Consider the following 17,333-nt stretch of genomic DNA (forward strand, 5'->3'; position numbering starts at 1 on the left):
CGTCAGGCCCGCCCCCACGGCACCCGGTCGGAACCGGGTGCCGGGAAGCGGGCCTGACGCGCGGACTGCTGTCCGGGCCGTTACCTGGCCGACAGGGTCACTTGCCGCCGGCGAGCTTCTCCCGCAGCGCGGCGAGCGCCTCGTCGGTGGCCAGGGTGCCGGCCGGCTCCTCGGCCTGCCGGCTCGGGGCCGGGCTGGTCGAGGTGGCGCCGCCGCCACCCGTGGTGGCCGGCGCCGGGTTGGCCGCCGCCTCGGCGTCCGCGGCCCGGGAGTTCTGCACCTGCTTGGTGTGCGCCTCCCAGCGCTGACGGGCCTCGGCGTACTGCGTCTCCCAGGCTTCCCGCTGCTTGTCGAAGCCCTCGAGCCACTCCCCGGTCTCCGGGTCGAAGCCCTCGGGGTAGATGTAGTTGCCCTCGTTGTCGTAGGTGGCGGTCATGCCGTAGAGGGTCGGGTCGAAGTGCTCCTCGCCCTCGACGAAGCCCTCGTTCGCCTGCTTGAGCGAGAGCGAGATCCGCCGCCGCTCCAGGTCGATGTCGATGACCTTGACCATGACGTCCGAGCCCACCTGGACGACCTGCTCCGGGATCTCCACGTGGCGCTCGGCCAGCTCGGAGATGTGGACCAGGCCCTCGATGCCGTCGTCGACCCGGACGAACGCACCGAACGGCACCAGCTTGGTGACCTTACCCGGCACGATCTGCTGGATCGCGTGGGTGCGGGCGAACTGACGCCACGGGTCCTCCTGGGTCGCCTTCAGCGACAGCGAGACCCGCTCGCGGTCGAGGTCGACGTCGAGGACCTCGACCTCCACCTCCTGGCCGACCTCGACAACCTCGGACGGGTGGTCGATGTGCTTCCAGGAGAGTTCGGAGACGTGCACCAGACCGTCCACGCCGCCGAGGTCGACGAAGGCGCCGAAGTTGACGATCGAGGAGACGACGCCCTTGCGGACCTGGCCCTTCTGCAGCTTGTTGAGGAACTCGGTACGCACCTCGGACTGCGTCTGCTCGAGCCAGGCACGGCGGGACAGCACCACGTTGTTGCGGTTCTTGTCCAGCTCGATGATCTTGGCCTCGAGCTCACGCCCGACGTACGGCTGGAGGTCCCGCACCCGGCGCATCTCGACCAGGGAGGCGGGCAGGAAGCCGCGCAGACCGATGTCGAGGATGAGGCCACCCTTGACCACCTCGATGACCGAGCCGCGGACGACACCGTCCTCGTCCTTGATCTTCTCGATCGTGCCCCAGGCCCGCTCGTACTGGGCCCGCTTCTTCGAGAGGATCAGGCGACCCTCCTTGTCCTCCTTCTGGAGCACAAGGGCCTCGATGTGATCACCGACCGACACCACCTCGGCGGGGTCAACGTCGTGCTTGATCGACAACTCACGCGAGGGGATGACACCCTCGGTCTTGTAGCCGATGTCGAGCAGGACCTCGTCCCGATCGACCTTGACGACGGTGCCTTCGACAATGTCGCCGTCGTTGAAGTACTTGATGGTCTCGTCGATCGCGGCGAGGAACGCTTCCTCGGAACCGAGGTCGTCGACGGTGACCTTGGTGGCGCTCGAGGGGGCCTCGATGCTGCTCGTCATGTGGGCGGTTGCTCCGGTCGGATGGATGTCACAGCAGGCTTGTGTCGCGGTGACCCGTTTGCGCCTGCGGACCCGTCGTCAGGAACCCCTCATGACCGCTGCCCGATCATGTGAGGAACCCGGCGACCGCGGGCCTGCTCCCTGCCGAGGCACACGATCCGCGAGCGCATCGAACAGCTTACCGTGCGCATTACCACAGCATGCAAGCCCTCCCCACACGTGATGAGATCCGCTGTCCACTGCTCGGGAAGCGCTGCCGCCGAAGGGCGGAAACCACCCCGGACCGGACGCCGGGCCTCACCCCCGCAGGGTGGCCGGAACGTCGCCGGCAGGGCGGGCCGGGTGGCCGGCGGATCGGGCACTAGCGTGACGGGATGCACGACAACACCCTGCCGGACGATCCTCGCCTGACCATCCCTTCCTGGGACGATCCGGCCGGGCAGGAAACGACGGGGGACGATCCGGCCGGGGAGGGGCCGGTCGGGGTGCTCCGGCGTCCGGTCACCGACGCCGAGAGCCGGTGGGCCAACCGACGCTGGTGGGACGGCGACGCCGACGACTACCAGGCCGAACACGGCGCCTTCCTGGGCGAGGTCGACTTCGTGTGGTGCCCTGAAGGGCTGCGCGAGTCCGACGCGCGGCTGCTCGGCGACCTGCGCGGTCGGCGCGTACTCGAACTCGGCTGCGGTGCCGCGGCGGCCGCGCGGTGGCTGGCCAGCCAGGGTGCCCGACCGGTCGGGCTGGACCTCTCCGCCGGTATGCTGCGGCACGCCGCGCACGCCGCCGCCCGTTCCGGGGTACGCGTGCCGCTGGTCCAGGCCGACGCCCTGGCCCTGCCGTTCGGCGCCGGCACGTTCGACATCGTCTGCACGGCGTTCGGCGCGATCCCGTTCGTGGCCGACTCGGCGGCGGCGATGCGGGAGGTGTTCCGGGTGCTCCGCCCCGGTGGCCGTTGGGTCTTCTCGGTCACCCACCCGATGCGCTGGATCTTCCTGGACGACCCGGGCGAGGAGGGGCTGAAGGCGGTCCACTCCTATTTCGACCGTCGCCCGTACGTGGAACAGGACGCCGCCGGGGTGCCGACCTACGTCGAGCAGCACCGCACCCTCGGCGACCGGATCCGCGAACTCGTCGGCGCCGGTTTTGTGCTGCGGGACCTGGTCGAGCCGGAGTGGCCGGCCGGGCACGAGCAGGTCTGGGGGCAGTGGAGCCCGCTGCGCGGCCGGCTCTTCCCCGGCACCGCCATCTTCGTCTGCGACAAGCCGGATGGCGTGTCCCCCTGACGACGGCCGGACGCCGTTAGGCTGGACGGGTGAGGGCCGAGCCGAGCTCCCAGCCGCCCGGACCGTGGCAGCCGGACCCGGTCCGGCAGCGTCAGGCCGGCTACACCCTGGAAGACCTCCTGGACCTGCCGCCGGACGCCCCCCGGGTCGAACTCGTCGACGGAGTCGTCCACGTGGTCTCCTCCCCCACCCTGGGCCATCAGCACATCGCCGGTCTGCTCTGGAACTGGTTACGCGCGCACGCGCCGGCGCACCTGCGGGCCGCCCAGGCGGTCGGGGTGGCGCTGGCCGCCAACTTCACCCGGGAACCGGACGTCCTGGTCCACCTGGCCGGCATCCCGGCGAACCGGCACTTCCTGCTCCCGCACGAGGTGCTGCTCGCGGTGGAGGTCGTCTCGCCCGGCACCCGGCGCACCGACCGGTTCAGCAAGCCCGCCGAGTACGCCGCCGCCGGCATCCCGGCCTACTGGCGGGTCGAGCAGGATCCGGTCCGGGTGCACGCGGCCCGGCTGGCCGACCAGCCGGGCCGCAGCGGCAACCGGGAGTACGAACTGCTCGCCGAAACCGCCGACCTGCTGGAACTGGGCGAGCCGTTTCCGGTGAAGCTGCCGATCACCGAGATCACCCCGTAGTCGGCGGGTGTCGGGCCGGGGTCGCCGGCCGTGGCCGGCACGGTTTCGCCCCGGGCGCCACGGGTAGGCCGAGGTATGCCGGAGCGGAGAAAGCTGCACAAGGGCGACCGGGTCAGCTGGCGCAGCCACGGCTCACGGGCGCACGGCACCGTGCAGGAGGAGATCACCCAACGGACGTACGCCGCGAAGCGTACGGTCGCCGCGTCGAAGGACGACCCGCAGTACCGGGTCCGGACCGACGAGGGGCGGGACGCGGTACACAAACCGGAAGCGCTCCACGATGAGTAGCCGCCGGGACGACGGCCACGACACCGTCCGGGAGTTCCGGGACGCGGTCAACATGAACCCGGGCGAGCTGGACCGCTGGCTGGCCACCGACGACTCGAAGGCGGCCGGGTGGCGCCGGGGCCGCGCCGAGTCCGTCGGACACGAATCCGGTCGACGGATCATCGACCTGCTGCGCAAGCGGACGAACCAGTTCACCGACCGCGACTTCGCGCACATGCGCAAGGTGGTCGGGTACGTCCGCCGGCACATGGCCCAGCGGCCGTCCGGCGACGTCCGAAACACCCGGTGGCGCTACTCGTTGATGAACTGGGGACACGATCCGTTGAAGGAACCGCTGCCGCCGCCCGGCGGGCCGTCCAGGAAGGCGTTGCAGCGCCGCCAGGCCGCCCGTTCGGAACGGAACCAGCGACGGTCGTGAGCCACTGCGGGGACGGTCGTGAGCCGCCACGGGTCGCCTCGCGGCGCCCACCACCCGGACCCCGGGCCCGACCGACCGGGCGGGCTCGGGGTGAACGGTCAGTGGTCGGCGCTGTTCCAGTCGGAGCCGACCCCGACCGAGACCTCCAGGGGCACGGCCAGCGGATAGGCCCCGCCCATCTGGCGGCGAACCAACTCCTCCAGGGCCGGCCGCTCGCCGGGCGCCACCTCGAAGACCAGTTCGTCGTGGACCTGGAGCAGCATCCGGGAGCGGAGACCGGAGTCGCGCAGCGCGGCGTCGACGTGCAGCATCGCCATCTTGATGATGTCGGCGGCGGAGCCCTGGATCGGTGCGTTCAGCGCCATCCGCTCGGCCATCTCCCGCCGCTGACGGTTGTCGCTGACCAGGTCGGGCAGGTAGCGGCGCCGGCCGAGGATGGTCTCGGTGTAGCCGTCCAGCACCGCCTTCTTCACCACCGACTGGAGGTAGTCGCGGACTCCGCCGAACCGGCTGAAGTACTCCTCCATCAGGGCCCGCGCCTCGTCGGCGGCGATGCCGAGCTGCTGGCCCAGGCCGAACGCGCTGAGCCCGTACGCCAGGCCGTAGTTCATCGCCTTGATCTTGCGCCGCTGGTCGCCGGTCACCTCGGCGACCGGGACGGCGAAGACCGACGACGCGGTCGCGGCGTGGAAGTCGGCTCCCGAGTTGAACGCGTCGATCAGCGCGGTGTCGCCGGAGAGATGCGCCATGATCCGCATCTCGATCTGGCTGTAGTCGGCGGTGAGCAGGCAGTCGTAGTCGTTCCCCACCACGAACGCCCGCCGGATCCGCCGCCCCTCCTCGGTACGGATCGGGATGTTCTGCAGGTTGGGATCGGTCGAGGAGAGCCGGCCGGTCGCCGCCACCGTCTGGTGGAAGGTGGTGTGGATCCGGCCGTCGTCGGAGACGGACTTGAGCAGTCCGTCGACCGTCGACTTCAGCCGGGCCACGTCCCGGTGCCGGAGCAGGTGCTCCAGCAGCGGATGCGGCTGCTGGGCATAGAGCCACTGCAGGGCGTCGGCGTCGGTGGTGTAGCCGGTCTTGATCTTCTTGGTCTTGGGCAGGCCGAGCTCGGTGAAGAGGATCTCCTGCAGCTGCTTCGGCGAGCCGAGGTTGAACTCCCGGCCGATCACCCCGTACGCGGCCTGGGCGACCGCCTTCACCTCGCCGGCGAAGTGCGCCTCCAGCTCGGACAGGTAGTCGTTGTCGGCGGCGATGCCGGTCCGCTCCATCCCGGCGAGGACGTCGACCAGCGGCAGCTCCACCTCGGCGAGCAACTCGATCGACTGTCCGCCGTCCCGGGACAGCTCGGTGGCGATGGCGTCGGCCAGGTCCAGGGTGGCCCGGGCCCGGAGCATCAGGTTCTGCTCGACCTCGCCGTCGTTGCCGAACCCGTCGAGGGTCAACTGGCCGGTCTCCGGGGCGTCGACCTTCAGCTCCCGGTGCAGGTAGCGCAGCGCCAGGTCGGTCAGGTCGTAGGAGCGCTGGTCGGGGCGGGCCAGGTAGGCGGCGAGCGCGGTGTCCCGGACGACGCCACGCAGGGTCCAGCCGTGCGCGGCGAACGCGAGCAGTGCCGGCTTGCTGTCGTGCAGCACCTTGGGCCGTGCCGGGTCGGCCAGCCAGCCGGCGACGGCCGCCTCGTCGGCGGCGTCCAGGGCGGTCGGGTCGAACCAGCCGGCGACGCCGGTGGCGGTGGCCAGCGCGACCCCGGTCAGCGCGCCGGTGCCCCGGCCGAAACTGCCGGCGACGGCGACGCCGGCGGGGGTGCCGGCCGGGGCGTGCTCGGCCAGCCAGTCGGCCACCTCACCGGTGCCCAGCACCCGGGTGGCCAGTTCGAAGCCGGCCTCCGCCTCCGGCTCGACCGACTCGAGGTACTGGTAGAGGCGGTTGCGCAGGATGCTGAACTCGAGCGCGTCGAAGACCTGGTGCACCGCCTCGCGGTCCCAGCCCTGCCAACGGGCGTCCTCAGGGCGCAGCGGCAGCTCCAGGTCGGAGACCAGACAGTTGAGCTCGTAGTTCCGGATCACGTCGGCGAGCCGCTCCCGCAGGCTCTCCCCGGCCTTGCCCTTGATCTCGTCGGCCCGGGCCACCACGCCCTCGACGCCGCCGTACTGGTTGATCCACTTGGCGGCCGTCTTCGGGCCGACCCCGGGCACCCCCGGCAGGTTGTCGCTGGTCTCGCCGACCAGGGCGGCCAGGTCGCGGTAACGGTCCGGGCCCACGCCGTACTTGTCGGTCACCGCCGCCGGGTCCATCCGGGCCAGGTCGGAGACGCCCTTGCGCGGGTAGAGCACCGTGACCCGGTCACCGACGAGCTGGTAGGCATCCCGGTCGCCGGTGCAGATCAGCACCTCCATGCCGGCGTCCCGGGCCTGGCAGGCGAGGGTGGCGATGACGTCGTCGGCCTCGTAGTTCTCCTTCTCGACCACCGGGATCCGCAGCGCGGCGAGGATCTCCTTGACCAGGCTGACCTGGCCCTTAAAGTCGGTCGGGGTCTCGCTGCGGCCGGCCTTGTACTCGGTGTAGCGCTCCGTCCGGAAGGAGCGGCGGGAGACGTCGAACGCCACCACGATGTGGGTCGGCCGCTCGTCGCGGAGCACGTTGATCAGCATCGAGGTGAAGCCGAAGACCGCGTTGGTCGGCTGGCCGGTCGTGGTGGCGAAGTTTTCCACCGGAAGGGCGAAGAACGCCCGGTAGGCCAGAGAGTGACCGTCGAGCAGGAGCAGGCGCGGCGTGGAGGCTGTCACGATAGGCGACTCTAGTCGGCGCCACCGACAGACCGGACATCCACCGGGTGTCCGGCGACGCCGCGATCGCCCATCGCGTCGGTCGGGACCACTCGAAGCCGGCCCGGATCCGTCGGGAGTCACCTACGCGGCAGCCGCGGTCCGGGCGGACCGCGGCTGCCGGTGCGGAACTGACCGGGAGCCACCCCGGGACACGTGGAGTCACGCCACCCCGAGGTACGCCTCCTTCACGGACGGATCGTGCAGGAGCTCCTGCCCGGTGCCTTCCTTGACGATCCGACCGGTTTCCAGGACGTACGCCCGGTGTGCCCGGGACAGCGCCTGTTGAGCGTTCTGTTCCACCACCAGGACGGTGGTGCCCTGCTGGTTGATCTCCGTGATGATGTCGAAAATCTGCCGGATGACCAGGGGCGCCAATCCCATCGACGGCTCGTCCAGCAGCAGCAGCTTGGGTCGACTCATCAGTGCCCGGCCGACCGCGAGCATCTGCTGCTCACCGCCGGAAAGCGTGCCGCCGGCCTGCTTGCGCCGCTCGGCCAGTCGGGGGAAGAGCCCGAAGACCCGCTCCAGGTCGGCCGCGATCCCGGCGGTGTCCCGCCGGGTGTACGCCCCCATGTCCAGGTTCTCCAGCACCGTCATGCCGGGGAAGATCTGCCGTCCCTCCGGGGACTGGCAGAGCCCTCGACCCACCCGCAGGTCCGCCCGGAGCCGGCTGATGTCCTCGCCGGCGAACCGGATCGACCCGCGGGAAAGGCTTCGGATTCCGGAGATCGCCCGCATGGTTGTCGTCTTGCCGGCACCGTTGGCCCCGATCAGGGCGACGATCTCGCCTTCCTCGACCTGCAGGGTGATTCCGTGCAACGCCTCGATACGGCCGTAGGCGACGGTGACGTTCTCCATCTCAAGCAGCATCGACAGGCTCCCCCAGGTAGGCGGCGATCACCCGCGGGTCTCGACTGACCTCGGACGGGGTACCGTCCGCAATCTTGCTGCCGAACTCCAGCACCACGACCCGGTCGGTGACACCCATGACCAGACGCATGTCGTGCTCGATCAGCAGCACGGTGTGGCCTCGGTCGCGAATCTGCCGAATCAGGGTCAGCAACTGTTCCTTCTCGGCCGGGTTGAAGCCCGCCGCCGGCTCGTCGAGGCAGATCAGCTTCGGTTCGGTGGCGAGCGCCCGGGCGATCTCCAACCGCCGCTGGTCGCCGTACGGCAGGTTCCGGGCGACCTCGTTGGCTCGTCCGTCGATGCCGACGAAGCGGAGCAACTCCAGTGACTTCTTCTCCGCCGCCCGCTCCTCGAGGACGTGTCGGGACAGGCCGAAGATCTTGGCCGACCCGCGACGGACCTGCTGCCATAGCCGGGGCAGCCCACCGGCGGCGGTCACCTGCGGCAGCTCCTCCGGCTTGGGCTTGACCCGGTAGATCCGGAACAGTGCCCCCGGCACGCTGGTCTTGTGCCGGGAGTCGGTCCCGACCATCACGTTCTCCAGCGCCGTCATCTCGGGGAAGAGACGGATGTTCTGGAAGGTACGGGAGATCCCGATCCGACTGATCTGGTGCGGTTTGCGCCCGCTGACCCGCACCCCGGCGAACCGGACCTCACCGGAGGTCGGCTTGTAGACCCCGGTCATCACGTTGAAGCAGGTCGTCTTGCCGGCACCGTTCGGCCCGATGAGCCCGAGGATCTCGCCCTCGTACAGCTGGAAGCTGACGTCGTTGAGCGCCACCACCCCACCGAACCGCAGCACGACGTGGTCCACGTCGAGCAGCGTCCGCCGTGGACCCGGCTGGCTCGGGATCTTCGGGCCGTCTCCGGTGGCCGTCGTCGTCTGGTCAGACACTGGCCGCCGCCTCCTTCGCACGATCCTCCAGCTCACGGGCACGCCGCCGGCTCGGGATCAGACCCTGCGGACGCAGGACCATCACCAACACCATCGCCACACCGAACGCGAGCCACCGGTAGTCCTCGATCGCCCGGAACCGCTCCGGGAGGTACGCGAGCAGCACCGCGCCGAACGCGACCCCCACCATGTTCCCCGACCCGCCGACCACCACCATGGCGACGAAGAGAATGGAGAGTCGCACGTTGAACTGAGTCGGGTCGATGAAGGCATACCGGCTGGCGAAGAGGAACCCGGCCAGGCCGCCGAGGGCGGCACCGATGGCGAAGGCCCAGAGCTTGTACTTGAAGCCGTACACCCCCATCACCGCGGCGGCGTCCTCGTCCTCGCGGATCGCCAGCCAGGCCCGGCCGACCCGGCTGTTCTCCAGCCGCCAGACCGCGAAGACCATCAGCAGGACCACGGTGATGGCGAGGAAGTACCACCACTTCGGATCGATCAGACCGAAGTACTGGTTGTCGGCCGACGGAGCACCCTCGGGGCCCGGGATGCCGTTGATCCCCTGCGATCCCCGGGTCACCTCGGTCATGTTCCGAGCGAAGATCCGGATGATCTCACCGAAGCCGAGCGTGACGATGGCCAGGTAGTCACCACGCAGTCGCAGCGTCGGCCAGCCGAGCAGCACGCCGGAGATCATGGTCAGTGCGACGGCGATCGGCAGACAGATCGCCCAGGTCACCGCCCAGGTCGACGGCAGGTCGAAGGTCTGCTGGAGCCAGTGCACCACCGGCGAGTTCAGCGAGCCGAAGAGCGCGACACTGTACGCCCCGATCGCGAAGAAACCGATGTACCCCAGGTCCAGCAGTCCGGCGAGCCCGACCACCACGTTCAGACCGATCGCGACCAGTACGTAGATCGCGCAGGTGAAGAGCACACCGGACCAGTTGCTGCCACCGTCCATGTAGTCGGTCCGCAACGAGACCAGCCCCGGGATGATGAGGTTGGTGCCGGGGATCTTGCCGAAGCTCGGCAGGTAGTAGGCGAACACCACCATCGCCGCCCCGGCTAGGAAGCGCTGCCCCCGGGACAGGGCACGCCAGCGCGCGCCGATGCCGCCGAGCAGGGCACGGCGTCGGTCGTCGACCTCGCGAAGCTTGTCGATCATGCGCGTGCCCTCCCCAACGACTCACCGAGCAGACCGGTCGGCCGGAACATCAGGACCACGACGAGCACCACGAAGGCGACCACGTCCTCCCAGGACGAGTTGTAGAGCGTCGCGGCGTAGACCTCGACGACACCGAGGAGCAGACCGCCGAGCAACGCGCCGCGTAGGTTGCCGATGCCGCCGAGCACGGCGGCGGTGAACGCCTTCAGACCGAGCACAAATCCGAGCTCGTTCTGGGTGATGCCCGTCCGCATGCTCCACAACAGTGCCGCGGCGCCGGCCATCACCCCGCCCAGGACGAAGATGAGCATGATGACCCGGTCCTGGTTGACCCCCATCAGGGCGGCCGTCTCCGGGTTCTGCGCCACCGCCCGGACGCCGCGGCCGTACTTGGTCCGGTTGATGAACCAGTCCAGCAGGGCCATCATGACCAGCGCGGCGATGAGGGTAATGAACTGTACGTTCGTGATCGACGTACCGGCGATGGTGAAGAGCGGCTTGCTCTCGATAATGGTCGGCATCCCGACGACCTGCCGGGGACGGCCGAACAGGGTGGTCATCGTACCGCCGAGGGTGTCCGGCAGCAACTGGCCGAGGATCTCGACGATGACTAGCGAGAGGCCGATCGCGGTGATGAGGAAGACCAGCGGTGGTGCGTTGCGGCGGCGCAGCGGCCGGTAGGCGAGACGCTCGATCACCAGCGCGGTGCCGCCGGAGGCGAGGGCCGCCGCGGCCAGACCGAGCAGCAGGAAGAGCGCGGCCTGGGCGACCGGTGGGTTGTTCTCCAGCCCGACAGCGGTCCAGACGCCGAGCACGGCGAACGTGCCCACCACGAAGACCTCGGAATGGGCAAAGTTGATCAGCCGGAGCACACCGTACACCAGGGTGTAGCCGAGTGCGATCAGCGCGTAGATCGCTCCCTTGGCCAGCCCGTCAACGGTATGTTGGCCGAGGTGGCCGAAGAGTTCGTCGAAGTTCACAAAGGCTCCTTGCACCGAGCGCGGCCGGGAGTCGTGCTCCCGGCCGCACTCAACTGACCCGTCAGGAAATCTTCAGCTCTTCCAGCGGGACGATCTCGTTCCCCTTGACCTGGTAGGCCCAGATGACAACCTTGGTCGGGTCCACGTCGCCGTTGGCGTCGAACTTGATGTACTTCGACGTGCCCTGCTTGTCGTAGGTCCGGACGAACTCCAGGATGTCGGCCCGGGTCTGCTTGCCGGCCTCGAAGGCATCCAGGAAGATCTTGGCCGCGTCGTAGCCCTCCGCGCCGTACGAACCCGGCGCGATGTTGTACTTCTTCTGGTAGTCCGCCGCGAACGTACCGCCGGCCTTGTCAGCCGGGAGGCACGGGCAGGTGACGATGGCACCCTCGGCACCGCCGGACGCACCCTCCGGGAAGGCGGTGTCGTACAGCCCGTCGGGCGCGATGAACTTGGCGGTGACGTTGGCGGCCCGCAGCTGGCGGACCAGCGGCGCCGCCTCGCGGGTGTAGCCGCCGTAGAAGATCCAGTCCGGCGAGGCGCTCTTCACCTTGGAGACCGTCGCGTCGAACTGGTTCTGCCGCTCCTGGATCTTGTCCGTGCTCACCTGCAGCGGGCCGAGCAGCTTGCCGAGCTCTGCGGTGATGCCGGCACCGTACGCGCTGCCGTCGTCGATCACGAAGACCTTCTGCGCGTTCTGCCGCTTCAGGTACGCGGTGACCGCCGCCGCCTGGGTGCCGTCGTGGCCGACAACCCGGAAGAAGCTCTTGACGCCCTTCTGGGACAGGTCGATCCGGGTGGCGGACGGCGAGACCATGGCCATGCCGGCGGCCTGGTAGGTCAGCATCGTCGCGTCGCTCTCACCGGAGAAGTGCCCACCGATGACGCCGAGGTACGACTGGTCGCCCGCGACCTGGTTGGCGATCGGAGTGGCCTGGTCCGGGGCACCCTGGGTGTCGAACTCCTGCAGGGTGACCTGGCAGTCCGGCTTGGCCGTGTTGTGCTGCTCCACGGCGAGCTTGGCGCCGTTCAGCGACGGGATCACCAGACCCGCGTTGTCGCCGGTGAACGCGCCGAAGATCGCGATCTTGCCACCACACTTCGCGCTGTCGGCGGTGCTGCCGCCCGTGTCCTGGCAACCGGCCGCGGCCACCATCACCGCCGCCAGCGCAGTGGTACTCAGCGCCCGTACGTACTTTCGCCTCACGGCTCCTTGACCTCCTCCAGATGCAGGCAGCGGCGGACCCGGCGGCGACACATCACTACCAGCGCATCCACCACCCGGCGACAAACGCCAACCCGCGTTACGGCTCGTGATGGCGGAGCGTACCGAGGCTTATTCGGTCATGGAAAGGCCTGAAGGCGGGGCTTGCCAAACCGTTACGAACGCGTGCACCAGGATGACCGGAGCCGTAACAAGCGCGGCGGGTTGCGCCCCTTATCCGACCCTGCGTCCGATCCCGGCCGGCCGGAGCGGGTAGCGGCGGTACGGACGCTACCGACGGCCCGGAAGCGCCGCATCGTCGTACGGGCATCCTCAGTCCCCGGTGCCGAGCCGGGTCGCCCAGACCATGCCCTCCCGCCCGTCGTCGACCGACAGCAGCACCCGGTCGTCGAGCGCGACCACGCTGACGTCCTGGTACGCGCCGACCGGCATCGGTACCGGCGCCGCCACCGGACGCCAGGCCCTCCCGCCGTCGAGAGAGGACCAGAGCCCGTACGAGGCGCCGTCGGAAGCGACCGCAAGCAGCCGGTCCGCTCCGACGACGGTCAGCGCGACAACGGCCGGAACGCCGGAGGCGGCCCGACCGCCGAACCCGCCGACCGGCTCCCAGCCGTTGGAACCGCGTCGCCAGGCGCCGAACTCCCGCCCGCGCAGCCCCACCGCGACCGGCGTACCGCCGAGCAGGACCACCCGCTGGAACTCCTCGTAGTCCTGGGTCGCCGGGGCCGGGTCGCGCTGCCAGTTCCGGCCGTCCGGGGAGGTCCAGCCGAGCGGGTCTCGGTCGATCCGGCCGCCCGCCGGCAGCATGCCACCGACCAGCAACCAGCCGGTGGGCGTGGCGACCGCGTCGGACGCCCAGGTCGCGCCCTGGGCGTCGGTGGCCAGCCCGGGAACCGCCTCGATGATCTCGAAGTCGCCAGCGTCCGGAGAGAGCCAGACGGCCGCCCCGCTGGACCGGTTGCCGGTGATCAGCCAGCCGGATGGCCCGGCAGCGAGCCGGGCGACGTTCACCGCCTTCGGCCCGCCGTACAGCTCGAAGGAGGCTGCCTCGACCTCCACCAGTGAACCGTCGGACCGGTGCTGCCAGGTGCTCACCCGGGGGTTGCCGTGCGCTCCGCCGGGCTTGTCGCCGATCACCGCGACCCGGCCGTCCCGGCAGGCCGCCGCGTAAAGCACGTTACGCAGCCCGTAGTAGCTCTTCGGCTCGACCCGCAGGGCGCTCCAGGTCTGGCCGTCGGCGCTGTGCCAGGCCGCCGGCCGGGTCTCGCCGGACCCGGTGCCGACCCCACCGGTGACGTACCAGTGGCCGGCGCACGCGGCGAGGTCCCGGACCATGAGCCGGCCGGGTGTACCGGGCGGCGCCGGCAGGGCCAACCGCCGCCACTGCGGGCGCAACTGTTCCACCGATGCCTCTGGCGCCGGCCCTTGACAGCCGGTGGCGAACAGGACGGACACCATGAGCGCGACACCGACACACCGTCGGAGGAGCATCGGCCGATTGTAGGGCCCGGGAACGCGGCCGAGGAAGCTCGTGATCGGGTACCGCAGCGGCGGCGCGCCCGGCCGGGGCGGCGCCGCCTCCGCTCGTCCGCCGGTGGCCTCAGCCGGCCTCGGTCGCCGGCTCGGCGCCGGTCCCCTCGGCCAGGATGCGTTCGGCCACCTCCCGCATCGTCATCCGGTGGTCCATCGCGGTGCGCTGGATCCACTTGAATGCCTGCGGCTCGGTCATCCCGTACGTCGTCATCAGGGCGCCCTTGGCCCGCTCGACGGTCTTGCGGATCTCCAGCCGGTCGGTCAACCCGGCGACCTCGGCCTCCAGCGCGGCGATCTCCGAGTAGCGCGACAGCGCGATCTCGATCGCCGGCACCAGGTCGCTCTTCTGGAACGGCTTGACCAGGTACGCCATGGCGCCCGCTGCCCGGGCCCGCTCGACCAGGTCACGCTGGCTGAACGCGGTCAGGATGACAACCGGGGCGATCCGGCCACCGGCGATCCGCTCCGCCGCCGCCAGCCCGTCCATGATCGGCATCTTGATGTCGAGAATGACAAGGTCGGGCTTCAACTCCTCGGCGAGGCGTACGGCGGTCTCGCCGTCGCCCGCCTCCCCCACCACGTCGTAGCCCTCCTCGACCAGCATCTCGGCCAGGTCCAGCCGGATGAGCGCCTCGTCCTCGGCGATCAGCACCCGCCTCCGCTCGGCACCTGCCTGCGTGTCGGCCACGAGCCCCTACCCCCAACTACTACTTTTCCGACACCTGCCCAGCCGGGTGTCGCCGCCATCAGCGTAGTGGGTAGTCTTATCGACGCCAGGCCCCTGTAGCCCAACGGCAGAGGCGCGATTCTCAAAAGATCGACAGTGTGGGTTCGAATCCCACCGGGGGCACCACGCATCGAACGTCGCCAGGACCGGTTCCCGTACGGCACCAGGGTCGTCCCGGGAGACGGGCAACCCGGCCGTACGGGCGCATTTCGGCGACGTCTGTCGGTAAGTTTCCACACCGGGTGCTTCGTCCGTGGTTGTGTGCGGTTGGTGCGGAAACGGCATCCGGACCGGATTCCAGGACCCCAGGAGACTCGCGCATGGGCGCCGACCACCATCGTCCCCCGCCCCCGGCCCCGCCCCGGCTGCGCCGGATCCTCATCGCCACCGTGGTGCCGCTGTTCGCCGCGACGTGTGTCGGTGTCCTGCTGCTCTGGCCGTCGGAGACGCCCACCCGGGACGAGGCACCGCCGGTCCCCCGCTACCACGGCACGGTGACCCGGGTGGTCGTCGAGCCCTGTCCCGACGTGCCGGACCTGCCGGAGGCCGGACCGCCCGGTACGGACGGGCCGTGCGGCACGGTCCGGGCGACCGTCGAGGAGGGTCCGGACGCCGGCCGGGAGGTCGAGACGCCGATCCCGGTCGGTCCCGGGGCCCCCGAGGTCGCGGTCGGCGACCAGGTGGTCCTGGTCCAGCTCGTCGATCCGGCCAACCCCGACGTGAGCAGTTACAACATCGCCGACCAGCAGCGCGCCCGGCCGCTGCTCTGGCTGCTCGCCGCGTTCGCGGTCGCGATCGTCGCCTTCGGACGCCTGCGCGGCCTGGCCGCGCTGGCCGGGCTCGCCGCGAGTTTCGCCATCCTGCTCAGCTTCATCCTGCCGGCCATCCTCGACGGCAGTCCGCCGCTGCTCGTCGCCGTCACCGGCGCCGCGCTCATCATGTTCGTGGTCCTGTACCTCACCCACGGGGTGACCACCCAGACCTCGGTCGCCGTCCTGGGCACCCTGGGCAGTCTGCTGCTCACCGGCGTACTGGGTACGGTGGCGATCGCCGCCACCCACCTGACCGGGTTCGGCAGCGAGGACGCCACCACGCTGTCCTTCCTCGACGCCGACGTGGACCTGCACGGCCTGCTGCTGGCCGGCATCATCATCGGCTCACTCGGTGTCCTCGACGACGTCACCGTCACCCAGGCCGCGACGGTAGGCGAACTCGCCCGGGCCAATCCCGACCTCACCCGACGGCAGCTCTACCAGGCGGCGACCCGGGTCGGCCGGGCGCACATCGCCTCCACCGTCAACACCATCATCCTCGCGTACGCGGGTGCGTCCCTGCCGCTGCTGCTGTTGCTCATCGCCGGCGGTCGGGCCACCTCCGAGATCCTGACCACTGAGTTCATGGCCCAGGAGATCGTCCGTAGCGCGGTCGCCACGCTCGGCCTGATCGCCGCCGTGCCGATCACCACGGGCCTGGCCGCCATCGTGACCACCGCCGGTCGGCGCCGGGCGGAGCAGCGGGACGTGTCCCGGCCCACCGGCCCGCCCGGAGAGGCGCTCGCCGCCCTCGCCGGCTCCGGCGCCTCGGTGGACGCCGGGCCGGACCCGGCCGGTTGGGAACCCGACCGGACCTGACCCGGACGCCGGGAAGAAGATCACAGGCGGAAGAAATTCCCGGCGTCCCCGGTTGCGGCAAGGTGTGATCGACGTACCGCTCTCTGTCCTTGACCTGGCCCCGGTCGCGGGCGGCGCCACCGCCGGTGACGCCCTGCGGCACACCACACAACTGGCTCGACGTACCGAGGAACTCGGATACCACCGGTTCTGGGTCGCCGAGCACCACAACATGCCGGCGATCGCCTCGTCCGCGCCGGCCGTGCTGCTCGCGCACATCGCCGCCGCCACCTCGACCATCCGGGTCGGTTCCGGTGGGGTGATGCTGCCCAACCACGCACCGCTCGTGGTGGCCGAACAGTTCGGCACGCTGGAGGCGTTACACCCCGGCCGGGTCGACCTCGGCATCGGTCGGGCGCCCGGCACCGACCAGGCAACCGCGCTGGCGCTGCGCCGGACCGTCGAGGGACTCTCCGCGGAGAACTTCCCGCAGGAACTCGCGGATCTGATCAACTACTTCACCGGCGCCCGGCCCGGACCGATCACCGCCACCCCGGGACGGGGACAGTTGCCGGCGGTCTGGCTGCTCGGGTCCAGCGGGTTCAGCGCCCGGCTCGCCGGGCTGCTCGGACTCCCCTTCTCCTTCGCCCACCACTTCAGCGCCGCGAACACGCTGCCCGCGCTGGAGCTGTACCGGGACAGCTTCCGGCCGTCGGAGTGGCTGTCCGAGCCGTACGCGATGGTGGCGGTGAACGCGGTCTGCGCCGAGACCGACGAGCGGGCGCAATGGCTGGCCGGTCCGGCCGAGCTGTCGTTCCTGCGCCTGCGCACCGGTCGACCGGCACCGCTGGCGACTCCGGACGAGGCGGCGGCGTACCCGTACACCGACATCGAGCGCCAGTTCGTCGCCGACCGCCGGGAGGGACAGGCGCTCGGCTCACCGGAGACGGTGGCCCGGCAGCTGGGCGACCTGCTGACCCGGACCGGCGCCGACGAGCTGATGCTCACCACGCTGGTCTACGACGTCGACGACCGGGTCCGCTCGTACGAGCTGATCGCGGAGAAGGTCGCCGGCGGCCTGCGCCGCTGACCGGCGCGGGACCGCCGGGGTGACCAGGGACACAGCGGATCGGCGCCTCCGAAACACAGTTTTCACCGTGCTGTCATCGACCGGCACCGGAACCCGCCTAATGTTCTTACCGGTGGTGGTTCGACAAGCGCGATCGGGACGGGTCGCGTGATGTCGCGG

At 70.3% G+C, this 17,333-nt stretch carries 15 protein-coding genes and 1 tRNA gene; 7 read left to right on the forward strand and 9 right to left on the reverse strand.

Going from position 1 to position 17,333, the window contains the following annotated elements; genetic code table 11:
* Window positions 1-97: 97 nt before the first annotated feature.
* Window positions 98-1,591, reverse strand: a complete 1,494-nt coding sequence (gene rpsA, locus ABGB21_RS30580; protein WP_347652441.1) for a 30S ribosomal protein S1 — start codon at window positions 1,589-1,591, stop codon at window positions 98-100.
* A 374-nt stretch (window positions 1,592-1,965) separates the two neighbouring features.
* Between rpsA and ABGB21_RS30585 the strand changes: the two genes are divergently transcribed.
* The 4 genes from ABGB21_RS30585 to ABGB21_RS30600 all read left to right on the forward strand — a co-directional run bounded on the left by ABGB21_RS30585 (window position 1,966) and on the right by ABGB21_RS30600 (window position 4,212).
* The gene (locus ABGB21_RS30585; protein ID WP_347652442.1) at window positions 1,966-2,874 is read left to right on the forward strand and encodes a class I SAM-dependent methyltransferase; all 909 of its coding nucleotides are present in this window, start codon (window positions 1,966-1,968) and stop codon (window positions 2,872-2,874) included.
* A 29-nt stretch (window positions 2,875-2,903) separates the two neighbouring features.
* Entirely contained in the window at window positions 2,904-3,506 is a 603-nt protein-coding gene (locus ABGB21_RS30590; RefSeq protein WP_347680686.1) for a Uma2 family endonuclease, read from the forward strand.
* Between the two features lie 75 nt (window positions 3,507-3,581).
* A complete protein-coding gene (locus tag ABGB21_RS30595) occupies window positions 3,582-3,794 on the forward strand; it encodes a DUF2945 domain-containing protein (RefSeq protein ID WP_347658590.1) in 213 nt (70 codons plus the stop codon).
* Window positions 3,787-4,212, forward strand: coding sequence for a DUF3140 domain-containing protein (locus ABGB21_RS30600; protein ID WP_347680688.1), 426 nt, complete (start codon window positions 3,787-3,789; stop codon window positions 4,210-4,212). The genes ABGB21_RS30595 and ABGB21_RS30600 overlap by 8 nt, the downstream gene beginning before the upstream one ends.
* Before the next feature lie 98 nt (window positions 4,213-4,310).
* Here ABGB21_RS30600 and polA read toward each other — a convergent pair whose 3' ends face one another.
* The 8 genes from polA to ABGB21_RS30640 all read right to left on the reverse strand — a co-directional run bounded on the left by polA (window position 4,311) and on the right by ABGB21_RS30640 (window position 14,435).
* Window positions 4,311-6,998: a DNA polymerase I gene (gene polA / locus ABGB21_RS30605; RefSeq protein WP_347658588.1), complete on the reverse strand. Its 2,688-nt coding sequence runs from the start codon at window positions 6,996-6,998 to the stop codon at window positions 4,311-4,313.
* 201 nt (window positions 6,999-7,199) lie between these two features.
* Window positions 7,200-7,910 carry an ABC transporter ATP-binding protein gene (locus ABGB21_RS30610; RefSeq protein WP_347658587.1) on the reverse strand — a complete coding sequence of 237 codons (711 nt, stop codon included), beginning with the start codon at window positions 7,908-7,910 and terminating at the stop codon, window positions 7,200-7,202.
* Window positions 7,900-8,802 carry an ABC transporter ATP-binding protein gene (locus tag ABGB21_RS30615; protein WP_347658591.1) on the reverse strand — a complete coding sequence of 301 codons (903 nt, stop codon included), beginning with the start codon at window positions 8,800-8,802 and terminating at the stop codon, window positions 7,900-7,902. The genes ABGB21_RS30610 and ABGB21_RS30615 overlap by 11 nt, the downstream gene beginning before the upstream one ends.
* Before the next feature lie 34 nt (window positions 8,803-8,836).
* Entirely contained in the window at window positions 8,837-10,009 is a 1,173-nt protein-coding gene (locus ABGB21_RS30620; protein WP_347658586.1) for a branched-chain amino acid ABC transporter permease, read from the reverse strand.
* Complete coding sequence (locus ABGB21_RS30625; RefSeq protein WP_347658585.1) at window positions 10,006-10,989, reverse strand: branched-chain amino acid ABC transporter permease; 984 nt, start codon at window positions 10,987-10,989, stop codon at window positions 10,006-10,008. Before ABGB21_RS30625 ends, ABGB21_RS30620 begins: the two co-directional genes overlap by 4 nt.
* 61 nt (window positions 10,990-11,050) lie before the next feature.
* The gene (locus ABGB21_RS30630; protein WP_347658584.1) at window positions 11,051-12,196 is read right to left on the reverse strand and encodes a branched-chain amino acid ABC transporter substrate-binding protein; all 1,146 of its coding nucleotides are present in this window, start codon (window positions 12,194-12,196) and stop codon (window positions 11,051-11,053) included.
* A 330-nt stretch (window positions 12,197-12,526) separates the two neighbouring features.
* On the reverse strand, window positions 12,527-13,705 hold the full coding sequence (locus ABGB21_RS30635) for a hypothetical protein (RefSeq protein WP_347658583.1): 1,179 nt from the start codon (window positions 13,703-13,705) through the stop codon (window positions 12,527-12,529).
* A 109-nt stretch (window positions 13,706-13,814) separates the two neighbouring features.
* Window positions 13,815-14,435, reverse strand: a complete 621-nt coding sequence (locus tag ABGB21_RS30640) for a response regulator (RefSeq protein WP_347658582.1) — start codon at window positions 14,433-14,435, stop codon at window positions 13,815-13,817.
* A gap of 89 nt (window positions 14,436-14,524) precedes the next feature.
* Between ABGB21_RS30640 and ABGB21_RS30645 the strand changes: the two genes are divergently transcribed.
* The 3 genes from ABGB21_RS30645 to ABGB21_RS30655 all read left to right on the forward strand — a co-directional run bounded on the left by ABGB21_RS30645 (window position 14,525) and on the right by ABGB21_RS30655 (window position 17,174).
* Window positions 14,525-14,600 (forward strand) — tRNA-Leu (locus ABGB21_RS30645).
* A 194-nt stretch (window positions 14,601-14,794) separates the two neighbouring features.
* Window positions 14,795-16,105 (forward strand): YibE/F family protein, encoded by a 1,311-nt coding sequence (locus tag ABGB21_RS30650; RefSeq protein WP_347658581.1) that lies wholly within the window; start codon window positions 14,795-14,797, stop codon window positions 16,103-16,105.
* Window positions 16,106-16,157: 52 nt separating this feature from the next.
* Entirely contained in the window at window positions 16,158-17,174 is a 1,017-nt protein-coding gene (locus ABGB21_RS30655) for an LLM class flavin-dependent oxidoreductase (protein ID WP_347658580.1), read from the forward strand.
* Window positions 17,175-17,333: the final 159 nt, after the last annotated feature.

The sequence above is a fragment of the Plantactinospora sp. B24E8 genome (genome assembly GCF_039871735.1).
Taxonomy (GTDB): domain Bacteria; phylum Actinomycetota; class Actinomycetes; order Mycobacteriales; family Micromonosporaceae; genus Plantactinospora.